Origin of the sequence: Rhodococcus artemisiae (genome assembly GCF_036327795.1) — a bacterium.
Classification (GTDB): Bacteria; Actinomycetota; Actinomycetes; order Mycobacteriales; family Mycobacteriaceae; genus Rhodococcus; species Rhodococcus artemisiae.
In genome coordinates this window covers 90,142-105,830 of record NZ_JAUTXY010000014.1, presented here as the reverse complement: position 1 = coordinate 105,830, position 15,689 = coordinate 90,142, and the positions used below count along the sequence as shown (strand labels likewise).

General features: G+C 64.5%; 20 protein-coding genes. 10 read left to right on the top strand and 10 right to left on the bottom strand.

Features of this window, described 5'->3' with window-relative positions; all coding sequences use genetic code 11:
* The first annotated feature begins 15 nt into the window (after nucleotides 1-15).
* The 3 genes from Q7514_RS24880 (at nucleotide 16) to Q7514_RS24870 (ending at nucleotide 1,858) form a co-directional block, all read left to right on the top strand.
* On the top strand, nucleotides 16-522 hold the full coding sequence (locus Q7514_RS24880) for an Lrp/AsnC family transcriptional regulator (protein WP_330135933.1): 507 nt from the start codon (nucleotides 16-18) through the stop codon (nucleotides 520-522).
* A gap of 115 nt (nucleotides 523-637) precedes the next feature.
* Nucleotides 638-964 (top strand): putative quinol monooxygenase, encoded by a 327-nt coding sequence (locus Q7514_RS24875; RefSeq protein WP_330135932.1) that lies wholly within the window; start codon nucleotides 638-640, stop codon nucleotides 962-964.
* A 51-nt stretch (nucleotides 965-1,015) separates the two neighbouring features.
* Complete coding sequence (locus Q7514_RS24870; protein ID WP_330135931.1) at nucleotides 1,016-1,858, top strand: mycofactocin-coupled SDR family oxidoreductase; 843 nt, start codon at nucleotides 1,016-1,018, stop codon at nucleotides 1,856-1,858.
* An 86-nt stretch (nucleotides 1,859-1,944) separates the two neighbouring features.
* On the opposite strand, the gene Q7514_RS24865 is transcribed toward Q7514_RS24870, so the two are convergent.
* Nucleotides 1,945-2,592: an RBBP9/YdeN family alpha/beta hydrolase gene (locus Q7514_RS24865; RefSeq protein ID WP_330135930.1), complete on the bottom strand. Its 648-nt coding sequence runs from the start codon at nucleotides 2,590-2,592 to the stop codon at nucleotides 1,945-1,947.
* Nucleotides 2,593-2,649: 57 nt separating this feature from the next.
* Here Q7514_RS24865 and Q7514_RS24860 point away from each other — a divergent pair, with 57 nt between their 5' ends.
* Nucleotides 2,650-2,994, top strand: coding sequence for a MerR family transcriptional regulator (locus Q7514_RS24860; RefSeq protein WP_330135929.1), 345 nt, complete (start codon nucleotides 2,650-2,652; stop codon nucleotides 2,992-2,994).
* A gap of 14 nt (nucleotides 2,995-3,008) precedes the next feature.
* On the opposite strand, the gene Q7514_RS24855 is transcribed toward Q7514_RS24860, so the two are convergent.
* From Q7514_RS24855 to Q7514_RS24845, 3 genes are read right to left on the bottom strand one after another with little or no spacing between them, the layout of a single operon-like run.
* On the bottom strand, nucleotides 3,009-3,806 hold the full coding sequence (locus Q7514_RS24855) for a fused MFS transporter/spermidine synthase family protein (RefSeq protein WP_330135928.1): 798 nt from the start codon (nucleotides 3,804-3,806) through the stop codon (nucleotides 3,009-3,011).
* Nucleotides 3,803-4,522, bottom strand: coding sequence for an ABC transporter ATP-binding protein (locus tag Q7514_RS24850; RefSeq protein ID WP_330135927.1), 720 nt, complete (start codon nucleotides 4,520-4,522; stop codon nucleotides 3,803-3,805). Before Q7514_RS24850 ends, Q7514_RS24855 begins: the two co-directional genes overlap by 4 nt.
* Nucleotides 4,519-4,884, bottom strand: coding sequence for a hypothetical protein (locus tag Q7514_RS24845; RefSeq protein ID WP_330135926.1), 366 nt, complete (start codon nucleotides 4,882-4,884; stop codon nucleotides 4,519-4,521). The genes Q7514_RS24850 and Q7514_RS24845 overlap by 4 nt, the downstream gene beginning before the upstream one ends.
* 82 nt (nucleotides 4,885-4,966) lie before the next feature.
* Here Q7514_RS24845 and Q7514_RS24840 point away from each other — a divergent pair, with 82 nt between their 5' ends.
* The 5 genes from Q7514_RS24840 (at nucleotide 4,967) to Q7514_RS24820 (ending at nucleotide 8,379) form a co-directional block, all read left to right on the top strand.
* Entirely contained in the window at nucleotides 4,967-5,503 is a 537-nt protein-coding gene (locus tag Q7514_RS24840; RefSeq protein WP_330135925.1) for a helix-turn-helix domain-containing protein, read from the top strand.
* A gap of 99 nt (nucleotides 5,504-5,602) precedes the next feature.
* Nucleotides 5,603-6,106, top strand: coding sequence for a hypothetical protein (locus Q7514_RS24835; RefSeq protein ID WP_330135924.1), 504 nt, complete (start codon nucleotides 5,603-5,605; stop codon nucleotides 6,104-6,106).
* Between the two features lie 53 nt (nucleotides 6,107-6,159).
* Entirely contained in the window at nucleotides 6,160-6,855 is a 696-nt protein-coding gene (locus Q7514_RS24830) for an SIMPL domain-containing protein (RefSeq protein ID WP_330135923.1), read from the top strand.
* Nucleotides 6,856-6,897: 42 nt separating this feature from the next.
* Entirely contained in the window at nucleotides 6,898-7,248 is a 351-nt protein-coding gene (locus Q7514_RS24825; protein WP_330135922.1) for a hypothetical protein, read from the top strand.
* A 123-nt stretch (nucleotides 7,249-7,371) separates the two neighbouring features.
* Nucleotides 7,372-8,379 (top strand): zinc-binding alcohol dehydrogenase family protein, encoded by a 1,008-nt coding sequence (locus Q7514_RS24820; RefSeq protein WP_330136034.1) that lies wholly within the window; start codon nucleotides 7,372-7,374, stop codon nucleotides 8,377-8,379.
* A 43-nt stretch (nucleotides 8,380-8,422) separates the two neighbouring features.
* Here the strand turns inward: Q7514_RS24820 and Q7514_RS24815 are convergent, their stop codons facing one another.
* The 6 genes from Q7514_RS24815 to Q7514_RS24790 form a co-directional block, all read right to left on the bottom strand.
* The gene (locus Q7514_RS24815; protein WP_330136033.1) at nucleotides 8,423-8,950 is read right to left on the bottom strand and encodes a peptidase C39 family protein; all 528 of its coding nucleotides are present in this window, start codon (nucleotides 8,948-8,950) and stop codon (nucleotides 8,423-8,425) included.
* Between the two features lie 6 nt (nucleotides 8,951-8,956).
* On the bottom strand, nucleotides 8,957-9,478 hold the full coding sequence (locus Q7514_RS24810; protein WP_330135921.1) for a hypothetical protein: 522 nt from the start codon (nucleotides 9,476-9,478) through the stop codon (nucleotides 8,957-8,959).
* A 13-nt stretch (nucleotides 9,479-9,491) separates the two neighbouring features.
* Nucleotides 9,492-11,621, bottom strand: coding sequence for an iron ABC transporter permease (locus tag Q7514_RS24805; protein WP_330135920.1), 2,130 nt, complete (start codon nucleotides 11,619-11,621; stop codon nucleotides 9,492-9,494).
* Nucleotides 11,618-12,670 (bottom strand): ABC transporter substrate-binding protein, encoded by a 1,053-nt coding sequence (locus Q7514_RS24800; protein ID WP_330135919.1) that lies wholly within the window; start codon nucleotides 12,668-12,670, stop codon nucleotides 11,618-11,620. The genes Q7514_RS24805 and Q7514_RS24800 overlap by 4 nt, the downstream gene beginning before the upstream one ends.
* Before the next feature lie 93 nt (nucleotides 12,671-12,763).
* The gene (locus Q7514_RS24795) at nucleotides 12,764-13,606 is read right to left on the bottom strand and encodes an ABC transporter ATP-binding protein (RefSeq protein WP_330135918.1); all 843 of its coding nucleotides are present in this window, start codon (nucleotides 13,604-13,606) and stop codon (nucleotides 12,764-12,766) included.
* A gap of 120 nt (nucleotides 13,607-13,726) precedes the next feature.
* Complete coding sequence (locus Q7514_RS24790; RefSeq protein ID WP_330135917.1) at nucleotides 13,727-14,551, bottom strand: helix-turn-helix domain-containing protein; 825 nt, start codon at nucleotides 14,549-14,551, stop codon at nucleotides 13,727-13,729.
* A 123-nt stretch (nucleotides 14,552-14,674) separates the two neighbouring features.
* Between Q7514_RS24790 and Q7514_RS24785 the strand changes: the two genes are divergently transcribed.
* Nucleotides 14,675-15,688: an iron-siderophore ABC transporter substrate-binding protein gene (locus Q7514_RS24785; RefSeq protein WP_330135916.1), complete on the top strand. Its 1,014-nt coding sequence runs from the start codon at nucleotides 14,675-14,677 to the stop codon at nucleotides 15,686-15,688.
* The last annotated feature ends 1 nt before the right edge of the window (nucleotide 15,689 follow it).

Genomic DNA, 15,689 nt, shown 5'->3' with positions numbered 1-15,689 from the left:
ACCTAGACTGAGCGGGTGCGCAAGGTGCCGAACGCGAACAATACAGACCAACCAGCGGCGGATACGTCCGTCGACGGTCTCGACGATGTCGACCGCGGTATCTTACGTCTCCTCCAGGAGGACGGCCGGATGCCGTATCGCCAGATCGCCCGCGAGCTCGGCGTCTCGGAGGGCACCGTCCGCATCCGCAGCAGCCGGATGCAGGAGTCCGGGGCGCTCAACGTCATCGCTATCGCCGATCCGTTCCGTCTCGGTTACAGCGTCCTCGCCTTCGTGCTGATCCGGGTCGAGCCCGGCATGCAGGACACACTCGTCGAAGAACTCACCGCGCTCGACGAGTCCACCTATGTGTCCACTTGCATCGGCCGGGCCGACATCTACATGCAGGTGGTCTGCCGCGACAACCAGCACCTGCACCAACTCCTGCACCAGCAGATCCCGGCTCTCGGCGGTGTCCGAGATCTGGAAGCATTCATGGAACTCGAGATGCACAAAGTCTCGTACCGGTACAACCTGTCGTAACGGGTCGTAACCCTCGCACCTCCGCCCCACACACGGGCGTTCACCTCACCTCCGCGTCATACCGGCGTTCCCACGCGCCGAAAACGACGCCTCCCCTCTCCACGATCGGAGTGCCATGATCTTCATCGTCGTCAAATTCGCCGTCCGTCCCGAGCACGCAGACGAATGGCTCGACCACACCCGCGATTTCACGGAGGAGACGAGACGCGAACCCGGCAACCTGTGGTTCGAATGGTCTCGCCGTGTCGACGATCCCCACCGGTACGTCCTCGTCGAAGCCTTCCGCGACGGTGATGCGGGCGCTGCCCACGTCGCATCCGAACATTTCCACGCGGGCCTGGACGCCATGCGTCCGTTACTCGCAGAGACACCGCACATCATCAACACCGAGATTCCCGGAACAGACTGGTATCGGATGGGCGAACTCGAACTCACCACATAGGTTCCTCGATCCCTCGAATTTTCTGAACCACAACGAATCCAAGGAAAAGACATGACTGGTCGAGTCGAAGGAAAAGTAGCGTTCATCACCGGTGCGGCCCGTGGCCAGGGCCGCAGCCATGCCGTGCGCTTGGCGCAGGAAGGCGCCGACATCATCGCCGTCGACGTGTGCGGCGAGGTAGGGCGAACGGCCGAATTCTACCGCCCCGCCACCGAATCAGACCTTGCCGAGACCGTATCGCTCGTCGAAGCGCAGGGTCGCAAGATCGTCTCCTACACAGCAGATGTCCGCGACCAGGTTTCGCTGGCCGCCGGGCTCGACGACGCCGTCCGGCAGCTCGGACGGCTCGATATCGTGTGCGCCAACGCAGGCATCTTCCAGTTCGGCGACGAAGTTCCCGACCTGCTCGTCAGCGACTGGAACGACGTGATCGACGTCAACCTCAACGGCGTCTTCAACACTTGCAAGGCAGCGATCCCGCACATCGTCGGCGGCGCCCGCGGTGGCACCATTGTCATCACGTCCTCCGATGCCGGCGCGAAAGGCTTCGCTCGCTTCGGTCACTATGTTGCGTCGAAGCATGGCGTGATCGGATTGATGCGCACTTTGACAATGGAACTCGCGCCGCACTCCATCCGGGTAAACGTGGTGTCGCCGACGAACTGCAACACCGACATGATCCAGAATGAGGCCGTCTACAAGCTGTTCCGTCCCGATCTCGACGTACCGACGTTCGACGAGTTCGCCGAAGCGTCCGGCACCCTGCTGGCGTTACCCGCACCGTGGGTGGAGCCGGTGGACGTCTCGAATGCCGTGCTGTTCCTCGCATCCGACGAAGCTCGGTTCATCACTGGCGTGAATCTCCCGGTCGACGGCGGATCTTCCGTGATCTGATCCTGCGCGCTCTGCCCACCTTTCTTTCCTGGGGCACCGCCCCTCAGGAAAGAAAGGTGGGTCAGGCCCGGGACCGTCCTGGCGTGTCAGCAGTGAGTCGATTCTCGAAGCCTTCTCGGCCGGCTCGACGCTGTCGCTGCTGAAGCAACACCTGCACGCATCCAGTCCACTACAGGCCGCAGAGTTGTCACCCCGTCCGCAGCGAGGAAATGACCGGCGCCCGGTTCTATGTGCAGTTCGGCCCCGAGCCGCAGCGCCAACGCATCCGATGCAGCGGGCGGAACCAAACTGTCTGCGTCCGAGCGCATCACGACGCGCACACTGATGTGTTGTCCGATCGCCTCCGCATCGACATCGTCTGCGAGGTAGGCGTCCAGTTCCGGAATTGCAGCCAAAGCACCGGTGAACCCGGACACCAGAACAAGGCCTCCGAGAGTCCAGGGCTGGGACAGCGACGCGAGCACACGCAACGCGGTGATCGCTCCGAGCGAGTGCGCGACGACCCACGTGGATGCGTCGGGTGCGCCGAGAGCCTCCGCCACAGCACTGTGCCACTCCGCGGCGTCCGGCTCCTCGGGAGTCGGCAGCGTCACCACATTCACGTCTACCCCGTCGGCCGAGAGGGTGTCGCGCAGCCACGGGAACCAATGGTCATCGGGGCAGGCCCTGTATCCGTGGACGATGATGACCCGGCGCGGGGAATGAACCGGGATCGAGCGCGTTGTCGACTTCATGCCGGAGACCGTAAAGGTTCACGTCGGCGTGAAGGTCAAGTCGAGAGGAGCTACACGGTGTTGATCGGTGAACTGGCCGAGCGCACGGGCGTCAGCCGACGCGCGCTGAGGTACTACGAGGAGCAGGGGCTTCTCGTGCCGGAACGAACAGTCAACGGCTACCGGACGTACTCCGACGACGCCCCTGTGATCGTCGACCGGATCCAGGGCCTCTACGCCTCGGGCATGGACTCCGACGATATCCGCCGCTTCCTGCCGTGCGCGCGAGGCCGCGCACCACGGCTGGAGATGTGCGACGAACTGCACGCCCGCCTGATGCGGCGCGCCGCGGAACTCGAAGACCAGGCCGAAACGATCCGGCGTCAACGCACCGCGGTGCTCGGTCACCTGGGCATCCGCTGAACGACGGAACGCTCCTATGCGAGGTCGCGTCGCAGCGGCGCTGCCACCGCCGCGACCGACGCGATCGCTGCGTAGAAAACAAGTACGAGTGCACCGGTCAGTGGAGAGAGCATGGCGGGCTCGGACATCGACGTTTCCTGCGTCAGAGTGTCTGCGAGGAACGTGAAATCCGTCAGCGCCGCGGTCGCGCCTCCCGGCAGGAACTGATACAGAGTGTGGACCCCCGGAAGGATCATGAGAACGGGCTCGAGGAAGTAGAAGTATCCGAGCACGATCCCCACCGCCACGAGTTGGTTGCGGACCAAGGCACCGATGCCGACGCCCAGCACTGTGTAGATCGCTGCCGCCGCAGCCATGCGAGTGAGCAGCGTCGCAAGATCGGTGGCGGAGGCGCCGAGAGCGACGTCGCGGACAGCGGCGACAGACCACAGGGCGGTCGCCGACGACAGGGACATGAGCAACCCGTACACGAGTCCGAAGATGCTGTAGACGAACAGTTTTGCGCCGAGTAAGGTGCCCCGTCGTGGAATTGCGAGGAACGTCGTCCCGATCGTCCTGTGCCGGTACTCGCTCGTGATGGCAACTGTGCCGAACAGTGCGGGCACGAACAGCAACAGGCCGGTGAGCCCGACCGCGATGCCCACGCCCTCGGGAGTGTCGAGTCCGGGCATCGGTGGCGACGCGTTCTCCGGTCCGATGAGACCGAGGACTCCCGTGAGACCGGCGCCGCTCGCAACGGCTGCGATCAATGCCCACAGCGGGAGTCTGGTGGAGAAGAGCCGGGTGAATTCACCGCGGATGGCATGGTTCATTGCACACCTGCTCGAGTCGTGAGTCGAAGGAATGCCTCTTCGAGGGTGTCCCCCGCGGTGGTGAGTTCGGAAAGCGCGCCCGTCCAGGCGATGCGTCCGTGGTCGATGAGCACCACGTCGTCGATGCTGTTCTGGAGTTCACCGAGTGCATGGCTGGAGATCAACACGGTTCCGCCTGCGGCCGCGAAGTTCCGAAGGAAGGTTCGTAGCCATACGATTCCCGATGGATCGAGACCATTGGACGGTTCATCGAGGACGAGAACATCTGGGTCACCCAGAAGCGCGGTAGCCAAGGAGAGGCGCTGTTTCATACCGGTGGAGTAGCCGCCGATGCGACGGTCGGCGAACCGGTCGAGCTCGACCGTCTCGATCACCTCGTCGACTCGTTCCGAAGGGTGGCCACCGAGCACGCAGTAGGTGCGCAGGTGGGCACGGGCGGTGGTCGCGGGGTGCGCCGACCCAATGTCCAGGACAGCTCCGACGGTACGCGTGGGAGCCGGGAGATCCATGTACGGAACACCGTCGAACAGGGCTGTTCCCGCATCGGGCCGGATCAGGCCGAGGAGCATCCGCAGAGTTGTGGATTTTCCCGCACCGTTCGGTCCGAGGAATCCCGTCACTCGCCCCGACTCGGCTGTGAAACGCGCGTCGACAACAGCATCGATCGTGCCGAATCGTTTGGTGAGGTTCTCGACGCGGATTGCTACGCCGGTCATGACTTCTGTACCCGCTGCAGCGCTCCGACGATGTCCTGTGCGTTCGGAGCGCTGATGAGCAGTTCGTCGAACTCGTCGCCGGCCTGGCGGCCTCGAAGCACGATGCGCAGCACTGGTTCACCGCGCTTCATGACGACGAGGCGTTTGGTGCCGCGGGGATGCGTGAAGGTACCGACCTTGAGGAATCCGGAGATTGCGAGACCGTTCCGGAAACCGAGCACCTCGGAGGTCCACCCCGGCAGTACTTCCACGCGCGCGATCGACGACTGCGGGATCGACATGTCGGAGCGACGAACGAAAAAAGCTTCCCAGCCGGAGAAGGTCAGATGCAGGGATGATTCGGAATGCGATAGGTCGGCCATGGCGGCGGCCCTTCTGTCAGCGGTAACCTGGACTCGATGGTGAGAACATTATCAGAGTGAGAACAATCGAGAAAGGGGCCGAATGGAAGGCGAGCCGTCGATAGCCGACGTCGTGCTGCACCCGGTACGGCTGCGGATCATCCAGCAGCTCGGCGGTCGTGAACTGACCACCGCAGAGCTCCGCAAGGAACTACCCGACATCACCCAGGCCACGCTCTACCGCCACGTGTCTGCGTTGATCGACGCTGAGATCGTCACCGTCGTGGACGAACGACGCGTACGCGGAACCATCGAACGCACGCTCGCACTCGGCGAACGCATGGCGCACGTGGGGCAGGACGATCTCGACGCGGTGAGCGACGCCGAACTTCGCAACGCCTTCGTGTCGTTCCTCGGCGTGCTCGGCGAAGAGTTCGACAAGTTCATCGACAGCGGCGATCGAAACCTCAGGAACTACCTCGGCTTCGGTGCTTCACCGGTCTACGTCACCACCGACGACCTCGCCGAGATCCAGGAAAAATTCAGCGCACTCCTCGCGCCATACCAAGCCGAGAAGGACGACGCCATACGTATCACCTTCGGCACCACATTGATCCCCAGTCCTCCAGCGAACCCGTGACGACGAGTCCGCCCTGCAGACACCTGTGGCCTCGCAGGTGTCTTACCCGGCTGGCACTCTGGCTGCTATGAGAGAACGTCCGATGAACAGGCACGCACGATGACCGCCCGCGCAGGTGAGGTCTTCGACACGGATCGAGCCGTGTCGGACATCGAGGCCGCACTGCTCGTGTCCCTCCCTTCGTCCGGGCCCACAACCGATGAGGGAGAACCGGACACCGGCGAGTGGACCTCCACGCGGGGTAAGGGGTTCATGCTGTTTCCCCTCTGGGAGAGTAAAGACCTCGTCGGCGTGTACGAAACCGAATGGACCGATGCGGAAGAGATGGCGGAGGGCCACCTCACGGCCTTGGTTGCGGAACTGACTCACAGATGGGGGCCTCACCGCACTGTGACGATGGGGCCGGCTCTGTGGAACCCGCCCACCGAAGAACCCTTCCGTTCCCTCGTCGCCAATGACTGCCTCGGCGACCTGACCGTCTGGGGTCCGGTCACCGAGTCGAACGCCCGCTGGGTCGCGGTCTCGCTCAATCAGTGCGACGGCGATGCCCCGATGATCCTGACTGCACTGATAACCGACAGCCCGATCGATCCGCTCGAGTAGCACAAGGCCTGCATTTCCCCAACTCGCGCCTGGAGCCTGGCACACTCGCGTCCATGAGCGATCACCCCATCACGATCACCGTCACCGGTCATGCCGAACGTGAGTTCGCCCCGAACCGGTGCACGGTCGTGCTCCGCGTGCACGCCGACGGTACGACGCGGGAGCACGCCACCGACCCGGTCACCTCCGCGATCGCCACACTGACCGACCTCGTCACCGAACTGCGCGAACGCAGCGACAGCCCCGTCAAACGATGGACGTTCGACCAGGTACGCCACGGTCGACACCGCCCGTACAGCAAAGACGGCAAGACCCGCCCGTGGCGATACACATCGTCGGCGTCGCTCACAGTGACGTTCCATGAGTTCGACGTGGTCGGCACGTTCGTCGACACCGTCTCTGAGATCGAGGCCGTCGCGGTCACCGACCTGAATTGGTGGATCACCCGCAAGACCCGAGAGAAGCGGATTGCGAAGGTCCGCGAACTCGCAGTGCGCGATGCCCTCGCCAAAGCCAAGGGATACACGACAAGCTTGGGCTACAGCGACTTCCGAGCGCTCGCCATCGCCGATCCAGGAATGCTGGGACTTCAGCCGGGCCCGAGTCCACGTGCAGGAAGTGCACCCATGATGCGGGCGATGCGTTCCGACATCGCGTCGGCGTCCGAGGAGGGCGGCGGCAGCTTCGTCCTCGAACCCGACCGCATCACGCTGAGCGCCGACGTCGAAGCACGATTCGAGGCCTCCTGACTCGGAAGAGTCCGTACCGTACCGTGTCGGTGGGAGGCAGACATGACAATCAGCAGTTCGATCCTGCGCTTCGCGGGACCCTTCAACTCCGTCATCATGGCGGCCGCGGACCTTCCGATCATCGGCAGCCGCATCCGTAGCTACGTCGCACCGATCACATACGTCGGTCGCAAATCCGGCAGGGTGATCACACTTCCGGTCAGCTATCGGATCTCGGGCGACACCGTGAAGATCGGGGTCGCGATGCCCGACCAGAAGTCGTGGTGGCGCAACTTCCTCGGCGACGGCGCTCCCATGAGCATCCAGTTCGACGAAGAGCGGTCAGGTCACGCAGTTGCGCACCGCGACGACCGTGGTCGGGTCGAGGTAATCCTCCAGCTCGATCCCGCGTGATCTTCGGTGGTCGGTGTTCGCCCGGCGGGCAAGACCTCACAGAGGTGGCCTCGAACGGCGGCGTCTGACCTACAGTTGGGCAGGCACCAGAAAACGGGAGTCGCCGTGAACTCGAACGAGACGATGATGGCGTGGCGGGTGGCAGACCCGCGACCGATCCACGAGCACCCGCTGGTCTTCGAATCCGGCCCGATCCCCACGGTGGGTCCGGACGAGTTGCTCATCAAGGTTCAAGCCTGCGGCGTCTGCAGGACCGACCTGCACGTCTCGGAAGGCGACCTGCCTGTCCATCGGCGCCACGTGGTGCCCGGGCACGAGGTGGTAGGAACCGTGCACCGGACCGGCGACGCGGTCAGCGGGTTCTCACAGGGCGACCGCGTCGGTGTCGCCTGGCTCCGGTACACCTGCGGACGATGTCGGTACTGCCTGCGCGGGCGCGAGAACCTCTGTCCCCATTCGCGATACACCGGCTGGGACGACGACGGCGGATACGCCGAATACGTCACGGTCCCTGCGAAGTTCGCACTTCCACTCCCGGAGGGCTACGACGACGTCGAACTCGCGCCCTTGTTGTGCGCTGGCATCATCGGGTTCCGTGCATTGGAGCGCGCGGCCGTTCCGGAGGGCGGGCGCCTGGGCATCTACGGTTTCGGTGGTAGCGCCCATATTGCGGCGCAGGTGGCGATGCATCGAGGCGTGTCCGTTCATGTCATGACCAGGAGCGCCGACGCCCGCGCGCTCGCAGAGGAGCTCGGCGCAGAGTCCGTGCAGGGCTCGGCGGACAAGCCACCAGTCCCACTCGACGCCGCCATCGTGTTCGCGCCGGTAGGAGATCTGATCCCGACCGCACTCGAGGCACTCGACCGCGGCGGAATCCTCTCGCTCGCCGGAATCCACATGACCGACGTCCCTCCGCTGAATTACCAGCAGCACTTGTTCTACGAGCGGGAGATACGCTCGGTAACGGCCAATACACGCGACGACGCACACACCTTCCTGCGCTTCGCCGGCGAGCATCGGATCCAGGTGAGCACGGTGCGCTACCGACTGTCGGAAGCGGATCGAGCATTGACGGATCTCGCCGACGACCGAGTCCGCGGCGCCGCCGTCCTGGTACCCGACCGCGAATAACCCTCCGCCCACGCTCGTGGTCGCGCCGTGCAGGCACACGCACCTACGAGGAGCTCCCGATACGTACTGCACCTCGATATCGGGCACCGTCGATGAGCGACATCTCGTCGAGTGCGTAATCGTGCACCGGCAGAAGATGGGAGTCGACCCACGTCTCGCCGATGTTGTCACTGACCCAGGGATCTTCGATCACAACGGCTCCCGGCACAGTGCCGTGGCACAGCACCCAGTGCGGCACGTCGATGCCCAGCATTGCGTCGAGCGTGATCAGCAACAGCACGCTCTCACCGGATGAGAGTGCCTCACGGATCTCCGACAGGGATATCCGGTCTCCGTCGATCGGAATTCCGAGCGAGGCCGCCTCCTCGCGCGATGCGCGCTGCAGGGCCGAACGCCAGCCCCGCTCTTCTTCGGTGAAGGAGCCGAGCATGACCGGCTCGGTCGTGTCGAGCACGATCGTCACCCCCGCGTCCGGCCACCTACGGCTCGTGGCCACACCCAAACCGAAAGGCTCACATGCGAAGAAGTTCGTCGCCTCCCGCCACAACGTCAGTTCAGCGGTACGTTCGATGGGTGTCTAACCCGCGCTTCCCGCGTGCGATTGTGCGATCAGAGCGGCTACGGCTCCGCAGGTGAAATGAGTTGTCTGTCGATAGTACCGGGGTTCGGGCACCTCGACGTCGGCGATCCAGCGGACGAAAGCCCGTTCCGGTTCGAACCTCTCGGCCGTCGGGGCCCTCAGAGGTGTGAAACCCACTGCGAAGGGGTCTGATTCAACATTCCATCCCTCCCATTTGACCTGTACGGCTCCCGTGTTCCGCGCGTAGTCGACCACTCCATCGACGACGACGGGGACATCGCCCACCACGTCGACGATCTTCAGGTAGGCGGTGTGTGGGCGGGCAGTCACCAACGCAGCACCGATCCAGTCGTCGCCCTCGCGACCGAGCACGGCGACGAGTCGGGGCGAATGCGTCGATCGATCGGTCGCCCGCCAACGATCCAGGACGTCACGGTGCCCGAGGCGATCCAACTCGGGGTAGCGCGCGGCACGATCGAAGGGGATGACGAGGATCTTCGGAGGGATGTGCGTCGACATGTAGTCCTCTCGTTCACACGCGGGAATGCCGGAGCAACCACACGAAGTAGGGTGCTCCGATCAGCGCGATCATCAGGCCTGCGGGGATCTGGGACGGTGCGATGAGGGTACGGCCCAGGATGTCTGCGACGCACAGGAGACCTGCGCCGAGCAACATCGAGACCGGGATGATCCGTCTGTGCTGCGCACCGACGATCGCCCGCGCAAGATGCGGGGCTATCAGACCGACGAACCCGACCACACCGACCGCCACCACGCTGACCGCCGCTAGGAGCGCAGCAGTCCCCAACGCAACGAGCCGGGTGCGTGCCGTGCGGACACCGAGTATCCGCGGGGTGTCCTCGTCGACGGCGAGAAGATCGAGTTGACGTCGGATCACGAACGACACCGGAATCGCCGCGAGCAGAACCACCGCAACGGGAACGACATCTTCGAGGACACGCCCATAGGTCGTCCCGGAGAGCGATGTGAAGATGCGCGGCGTCTTCCACGGATCGACGCTCAGGAGCAGGAACGTGGTGGTGGCGGTGATGCAGTATCCGAACCCGATACCGACCAGCACGAACCGCTCTGGAAGGAACCCCCCGCGCCACGACACCGCAGCGACGAGCGCAAAGGTCAGAATACCGGCCACGATCGCCATCCCGATCATGAGCGGCCGGCCGCCGCCCAGCAGTGTGACAACGGTCGCGGCACCCAGCCCGGCTCCTGCAGTGATTCCCAGAATGCCTGGTTCGGCGAGCGGATTTCGGACGGTGCCCTGCACCAGGCACCCCGCCAACGCGAGCGCGGCACCGGCGAGTGCAGCGGCAGCGATTCGCGGGGCGCGTTCGTTCAAGGCCCGTGAGACCAGAGGCGGCGCACCACCCTGAAGCCACAGACCGATGTCGCCGAGCCGAAGCCAGAGACTTCCGGCGAGGAGGCCGAGCACGACGACTGCGATCAACACAGCGGCACTGGCGACAGCGACGACCACGAACCGCCGATGCGACCGCAGGCGACTTCCGGCATTCGACAGCGCCCGACCGGAACCGCTGTCGCGCATGCGCATCGCCAAGATCACGATCAGCACACCGCCGAGTACCGCGGTCGGGACGCCCGTGGGGATCGAGGCCGATCCTTGCGGGCCGAGGATCGCGCGGATCAGGACATCTGCGAGCAAGATCAGCAGGGCCCCGAGGAGGCCTGCCGCAGGAATGAGGAATACATGTCGATGGAGGGACGGCACCCGGCGGGCAAGGAGCCGTACCAGGACCGGCGCGCCCAGCCCGACGAAGGCGATCGGGCCCGCCAATGACACCGAGATACTGGTGAGCACGACGGCGCAGGCCACAGCGACGAACCGCGTGGAACGAACCGGTACGCCCAGGGACGAGGCCGCGTCGTCGCCGAGTTTCAACACATCGAGCCTGCGGGCGAGCAGCATCGCGCCGAGCAGAACCGTCGCGATGAGGGGAGCCATGCGTGCGGTCGCATCGATGTTGAGCTGAGCGAGCGAGCCGCTTCCCCATGCGTAGAGACCGGTCGTGTTCTCCTTGAACAAGATCAGCAATGCCCCGGTCGCGGCATCCAAGGCCATGGCGATGGCCGAGCCGGCGAGTATGAGACGGGCTGTTGTCGTACCTGTCGCTCTCCCCGAGATCGTGAGCACCACCGCGGCCGCCAGCAGTCCTCCGACGAACGCAACCCCGCTCGACACCCATATGGGCAAGGTCAAGCCGATGGCAGCTGCGAGGGTGAGCGCGAAGTAGGCGCCGGCGGTGACCGCCAGGGTGTCGGGCGACGCCAGAGGATTGCGAGTCACGGACTGCAACAACGCACCTGCCACCCCGAGCGTGATGCCCACGGCCGCACCGGCACACAATCGGGGCAGCCTGGAATCTGAGAAGATGTCGCCGACGGACACCCCACCCACCGACTCCTGGGCACCGAGAGCCAGCCGAACCAGGTCCCACGTGCCCACACCCGAGGTCCCTTGGGTCAGGTGCCACAGACCCACCACGACCACCGCAGCGAGCAGGGTCACCAGGACGGTGATCCCACTCGCTGTGTGACGCCTCGCTGCCGGCGTCCCGGCTCCGGCGTCGCGTGCGGAGTCAGCTCCGCACGCGACGTCGGTGTCGACCTGTGTCGAGGGTGTCATTCTCCGGTCAGGGCATCCGCGAAGGCATCGACTGCCTGCAGGGTCGAGCGGGGTCCGCCCGCACCCCAGATCAGCGGGAATTCGTACGCCCTGCCCTCCTGGACGGCCGGCAGTGATGTCCAGATACTGCTCTTCTCGAGCTCTGCCACGTAGCCGCTCACATCGCCGTTCGAGTAGAACAGGTTTGCCTCACCGACGCCCGTGAGGCCTTCTATGTCGGTCTGAGCCAGGCCGTACTCCGCGTTGAGGCCGCCCGTGCCATGCGAGTCGTTGACCGCTGCATCCCACGCCGGGGTCATCCCCAGTTCCTCACCGAGCGCGGTGAACAGCGCACCCTCGACGTAGGGGCGGAGCGTCATGTTGCCGCCCTGAAGCCATCCGTCGAAGAACAAGAAGTCCGTGGTGGGCAGGTCGAGATCCGCCACGTCCTGTTTCCTCTGGGCGAGGTGCGCATCGAACTCTTCCAGTACCTGCGCCGCACGCTCGGTACGACCCGTTGCCTCGGCGATCAGCGAGAAGACACTCTTGACATTCCCGATCGGGTCTTCGGGGTTGTTGCCCAGCGCGGCCACTACGGGTACGCCGTGCTGTTCGAGCTGCTGGATGACCTCGTCGTCCGCGGTGAACCCCTCGACGATGATCAGATCCGGGTCGGCTGCGAACAGCGCATCCAGGTCGGGTTCCCCGCGGCTTCCGACGTCGACCACTCCCTCGGGCAGTGTTTCGGCGCTGACCCACTTGCCGTATCCCTCGGAGTCGGACACGGCGACGGGAGTCACGCACAGGGTGAGTGCATCTTCGATCTCCTGCCATTCGAGCACCGCGATACGTTCGGCGGGTTTGTCGAGTTCGACAGTCCGGCCGACTCCGTCGACGAGAGAGACCGGTTCCGTCGACGTCGCGGTGGTGTCCTCGGCGCAGCTTTCCGAAACAGGGTTCGCAGCAGCAGCTTCGGAACCCTCCACCTCGGTGGTCCCACATCCGGCAAGGATGAGCGCAGCTGTCAGCGCAATCCCCCCGGCAGCGATTCTTCGTCGGAGTTCGATCATCGGGCTGTTCCTCTATTTCTGTTGGGCACGTGTGTACGTGCCGAGACCAGGGATGTACTCAGGGGGTGAGGGAGTGAAGTGTGCGGGCCGGTCTCAACGATCCGTCGGCGCGACAGCGCCGTGTCGTCCTACCGGGTCGATCCGCAGGCGCCCCGTCGGGTCGATGCTCGTTTCGACCTGGATCTCGTACACGTCGCTGAGGTTTTCTTCGGTCAGGACTTCGAGAGGCGCTCCCGTAGCGCGAATCCGCCCGCGTTGCAGCAGAACCAGAGTGTCCGCTACCTGAGCCGCCTGATGGAGGTCGTGCAGGACGATTCCGACGGCCACATTGCGGTCGTCGACGAGATCGCGCACCAGGTCGAGCATTTCGATCTGGTATCGCATGTCCAGATGATTTGTGGGCTCGTCCAGCAGTAGTACGCCTGTCTCCTGCGCCAGACACGTAGCGAGCCATACACGTTGCAGTTCGCCGCCGGAAAGCTCGCCGGCAGCACGATCGGCGAATTTCTGCACGCCGGTGGCGCGCATCGCGTCGTCGATCGCACGACGGTCCTCGTCGCTGAGACCTGCGAAGCCGCGGCGATACGGATGCCGGCCGAACGCGACGATCTCACTGACGGCCAAGCCCTCCGGTGAGGGTCGCGACTGCGCGAAAAGAGTTACTTCGCGGGCGAACTCACGCCCGTTGATCAGCGATACCGACCGCTGCTGCCCACCGTCGAGGGCGCCGAGCAGTACGCGACCGGATCCGATCTCGTGCAGCCTGGCGAGCGCGCGCAGAAGTGTCGATTTTCCACTTCCGTTGGGCCCCACCAGCGCCGTCACTCGTCCCGCAGTGAGGGATAGGGACGCACCGTCTACCACCGTGGTCTTCCCGTAACGCAGAACGAGTTCTTCACCGCTCAACGTGCTGTCGTGCACAGTCGCTCTCAGCACCTCGCATCTCCGCACTTCCGGACAACAGACCTTCTCTTCACTTAGGTGATCCTAAGTGAAGCCGATTTCGTCTGCAATTCCGCATCGGAGACAGCCGATGTCGGTTTTCGGACAAACGGGTCAAGAAGCGTTGACGAACGAGCCCGGAGTTGTGCCCATCACGCGCCGAAAAGCATCGATGAAAGTGCCCGGATGCGCGTACCCGAGCATCTCCGATACGTCCTGCACCTCGACTCCGTCCGCAAGCAGCGTCAACGCCCTGTGGATGCGCGCCGACTGCCGCCACTGAGAGAAGGTGAGCCCCGTCGCCGCGCGAAACGCACGGGTGATTGTCCGTGTACTCGTCCGGAGCTCGCGGGCCCACTCGTCGAGGGACCGCTCGTCGCCCGGATTCGTCAGAATCGCCTCGGCGATCGGGTTGATCTTCACATCGTTGGGCAATTGGACAGCGAGTTGCCGCTGTGAGGGCTCGAGCACGTCGAAGACGACGGCCTCTGCCCGCGCCCGCTCGCCGGGTGAAAGATCCGAACGGCTCAGGTGGATCAGCAGCGACTCGAGAACCGGAGTCATCTCGACCACCGCCGGCCCTTCGAACGCGCGCGGGATGCGCTCGGGCGCAAAGAATGCGTCGTACAGGCGAATCTTCGCCGTCAGCCGACCCGCGTGGACCTCGCCGGCCGGAACCCACAGTCCGTAGCCCTCCGCCACGGTGAACACGCGACGGCCCACGCGCGCGGTCATCGTCCCGTCGCGCACCCACACCAACTCATGCACCGAATGCACGTGTGGATCCCACTCGGTGGCGGAGTTCAGGACGTGCGCTTCGGACGCGATCACGAACGGGAGCGACACCCCCTCTGGAAGCGGCATCGTCCGGCCTGTCAGAGTCCCCGGCTCGCGGCCCCAAGTGCCCAGCACTGCACCCTGCAGAGAAGCAGCAGTCATGCGAAAAGTCTACGCACAGCAGACTCTCCCACTTTCGTCCGCGTCGAGGAACTTGCACGGAGTCCAATTATGTGAGTTAGTCTAACCTAAATATCAAATCGGCCGCTTCGACAGGAGTACACCGTGCGCCCACCACGCCGTGCCACACGCACAGCACCCGCACTTCTGGCACTCGCACTACTGACTGCACTCGGTACCGCGTGCGCCGGCACCGAGACCCCCACGAACGAAGAAACCCGTATCATCACCGACCGATTCGGGACCGTCGAGGTTCCCGCCGATCCGCAGCGCGTCGTCGCACTCGGCTGGCAGGAGGCAGACACCGTGCTCGCTCTCGGCGTACAACCCGTCGGCACCGCATCCTTCCCGCTGTCCCCCGATGGGCAGGTGCCGTGGCAGACCGATCTGATCGAAGGTGAACCGACGCGGGTCAACACCACCCGAGCCGGGTTCGATGTGGTCGATCTCGACCTCGAATCCATCGCAGCGCTGCAGCCCGACCTCATCGTTGCGACGACATTCGCAGACCTCGAGACCTACCACGGCCAATTGAGCGAGATCGCACCCGTGGTCGGTCCGGAAAGCGCCACGTACCTGACGATCCCGTGGCAGGACCAGGCCCGCCAGATCGGTCGCGCACTCGGCCGCGAGGACGCCACCGAAACCCTCATCGACGACGTCCAGACCCACATCGACGAGGCCGTCGCGCGCAACCCCGAACTCGACGGCGTGACATACACGCTCGGCATCGCCACGCCTGTCGGCTACAAGGCGGTCAACGATCCCGACGATTTCAGCAGCGTAATCCTCGGCGAGTTCGGAATGACCCTCACCGACACCATCAGCGCCCTGCCCGACACGGGCGACGGCTCCGGGTCGGCGACGATCTCTCCCGAGAATGCGCGCCAACTCGATGCCGACATCCTCCTGTTGAGTTTCTTCGCAGTGGGCGGGTCACAGCAGGCGTTGTCGGATCCGGTCTTCACGTCGATTCCGGCCGTCGCCGACGGCCGGTACGTCGACGTCGACGCCGCATCCCTCACAGCGCTGCGCAATGCGTCGCCACTGTCGATCGACTACACGATCGGAGAATTGGTCGAGGGACAGATCGCACCGAACGTTGCCGCGCACAATTGAC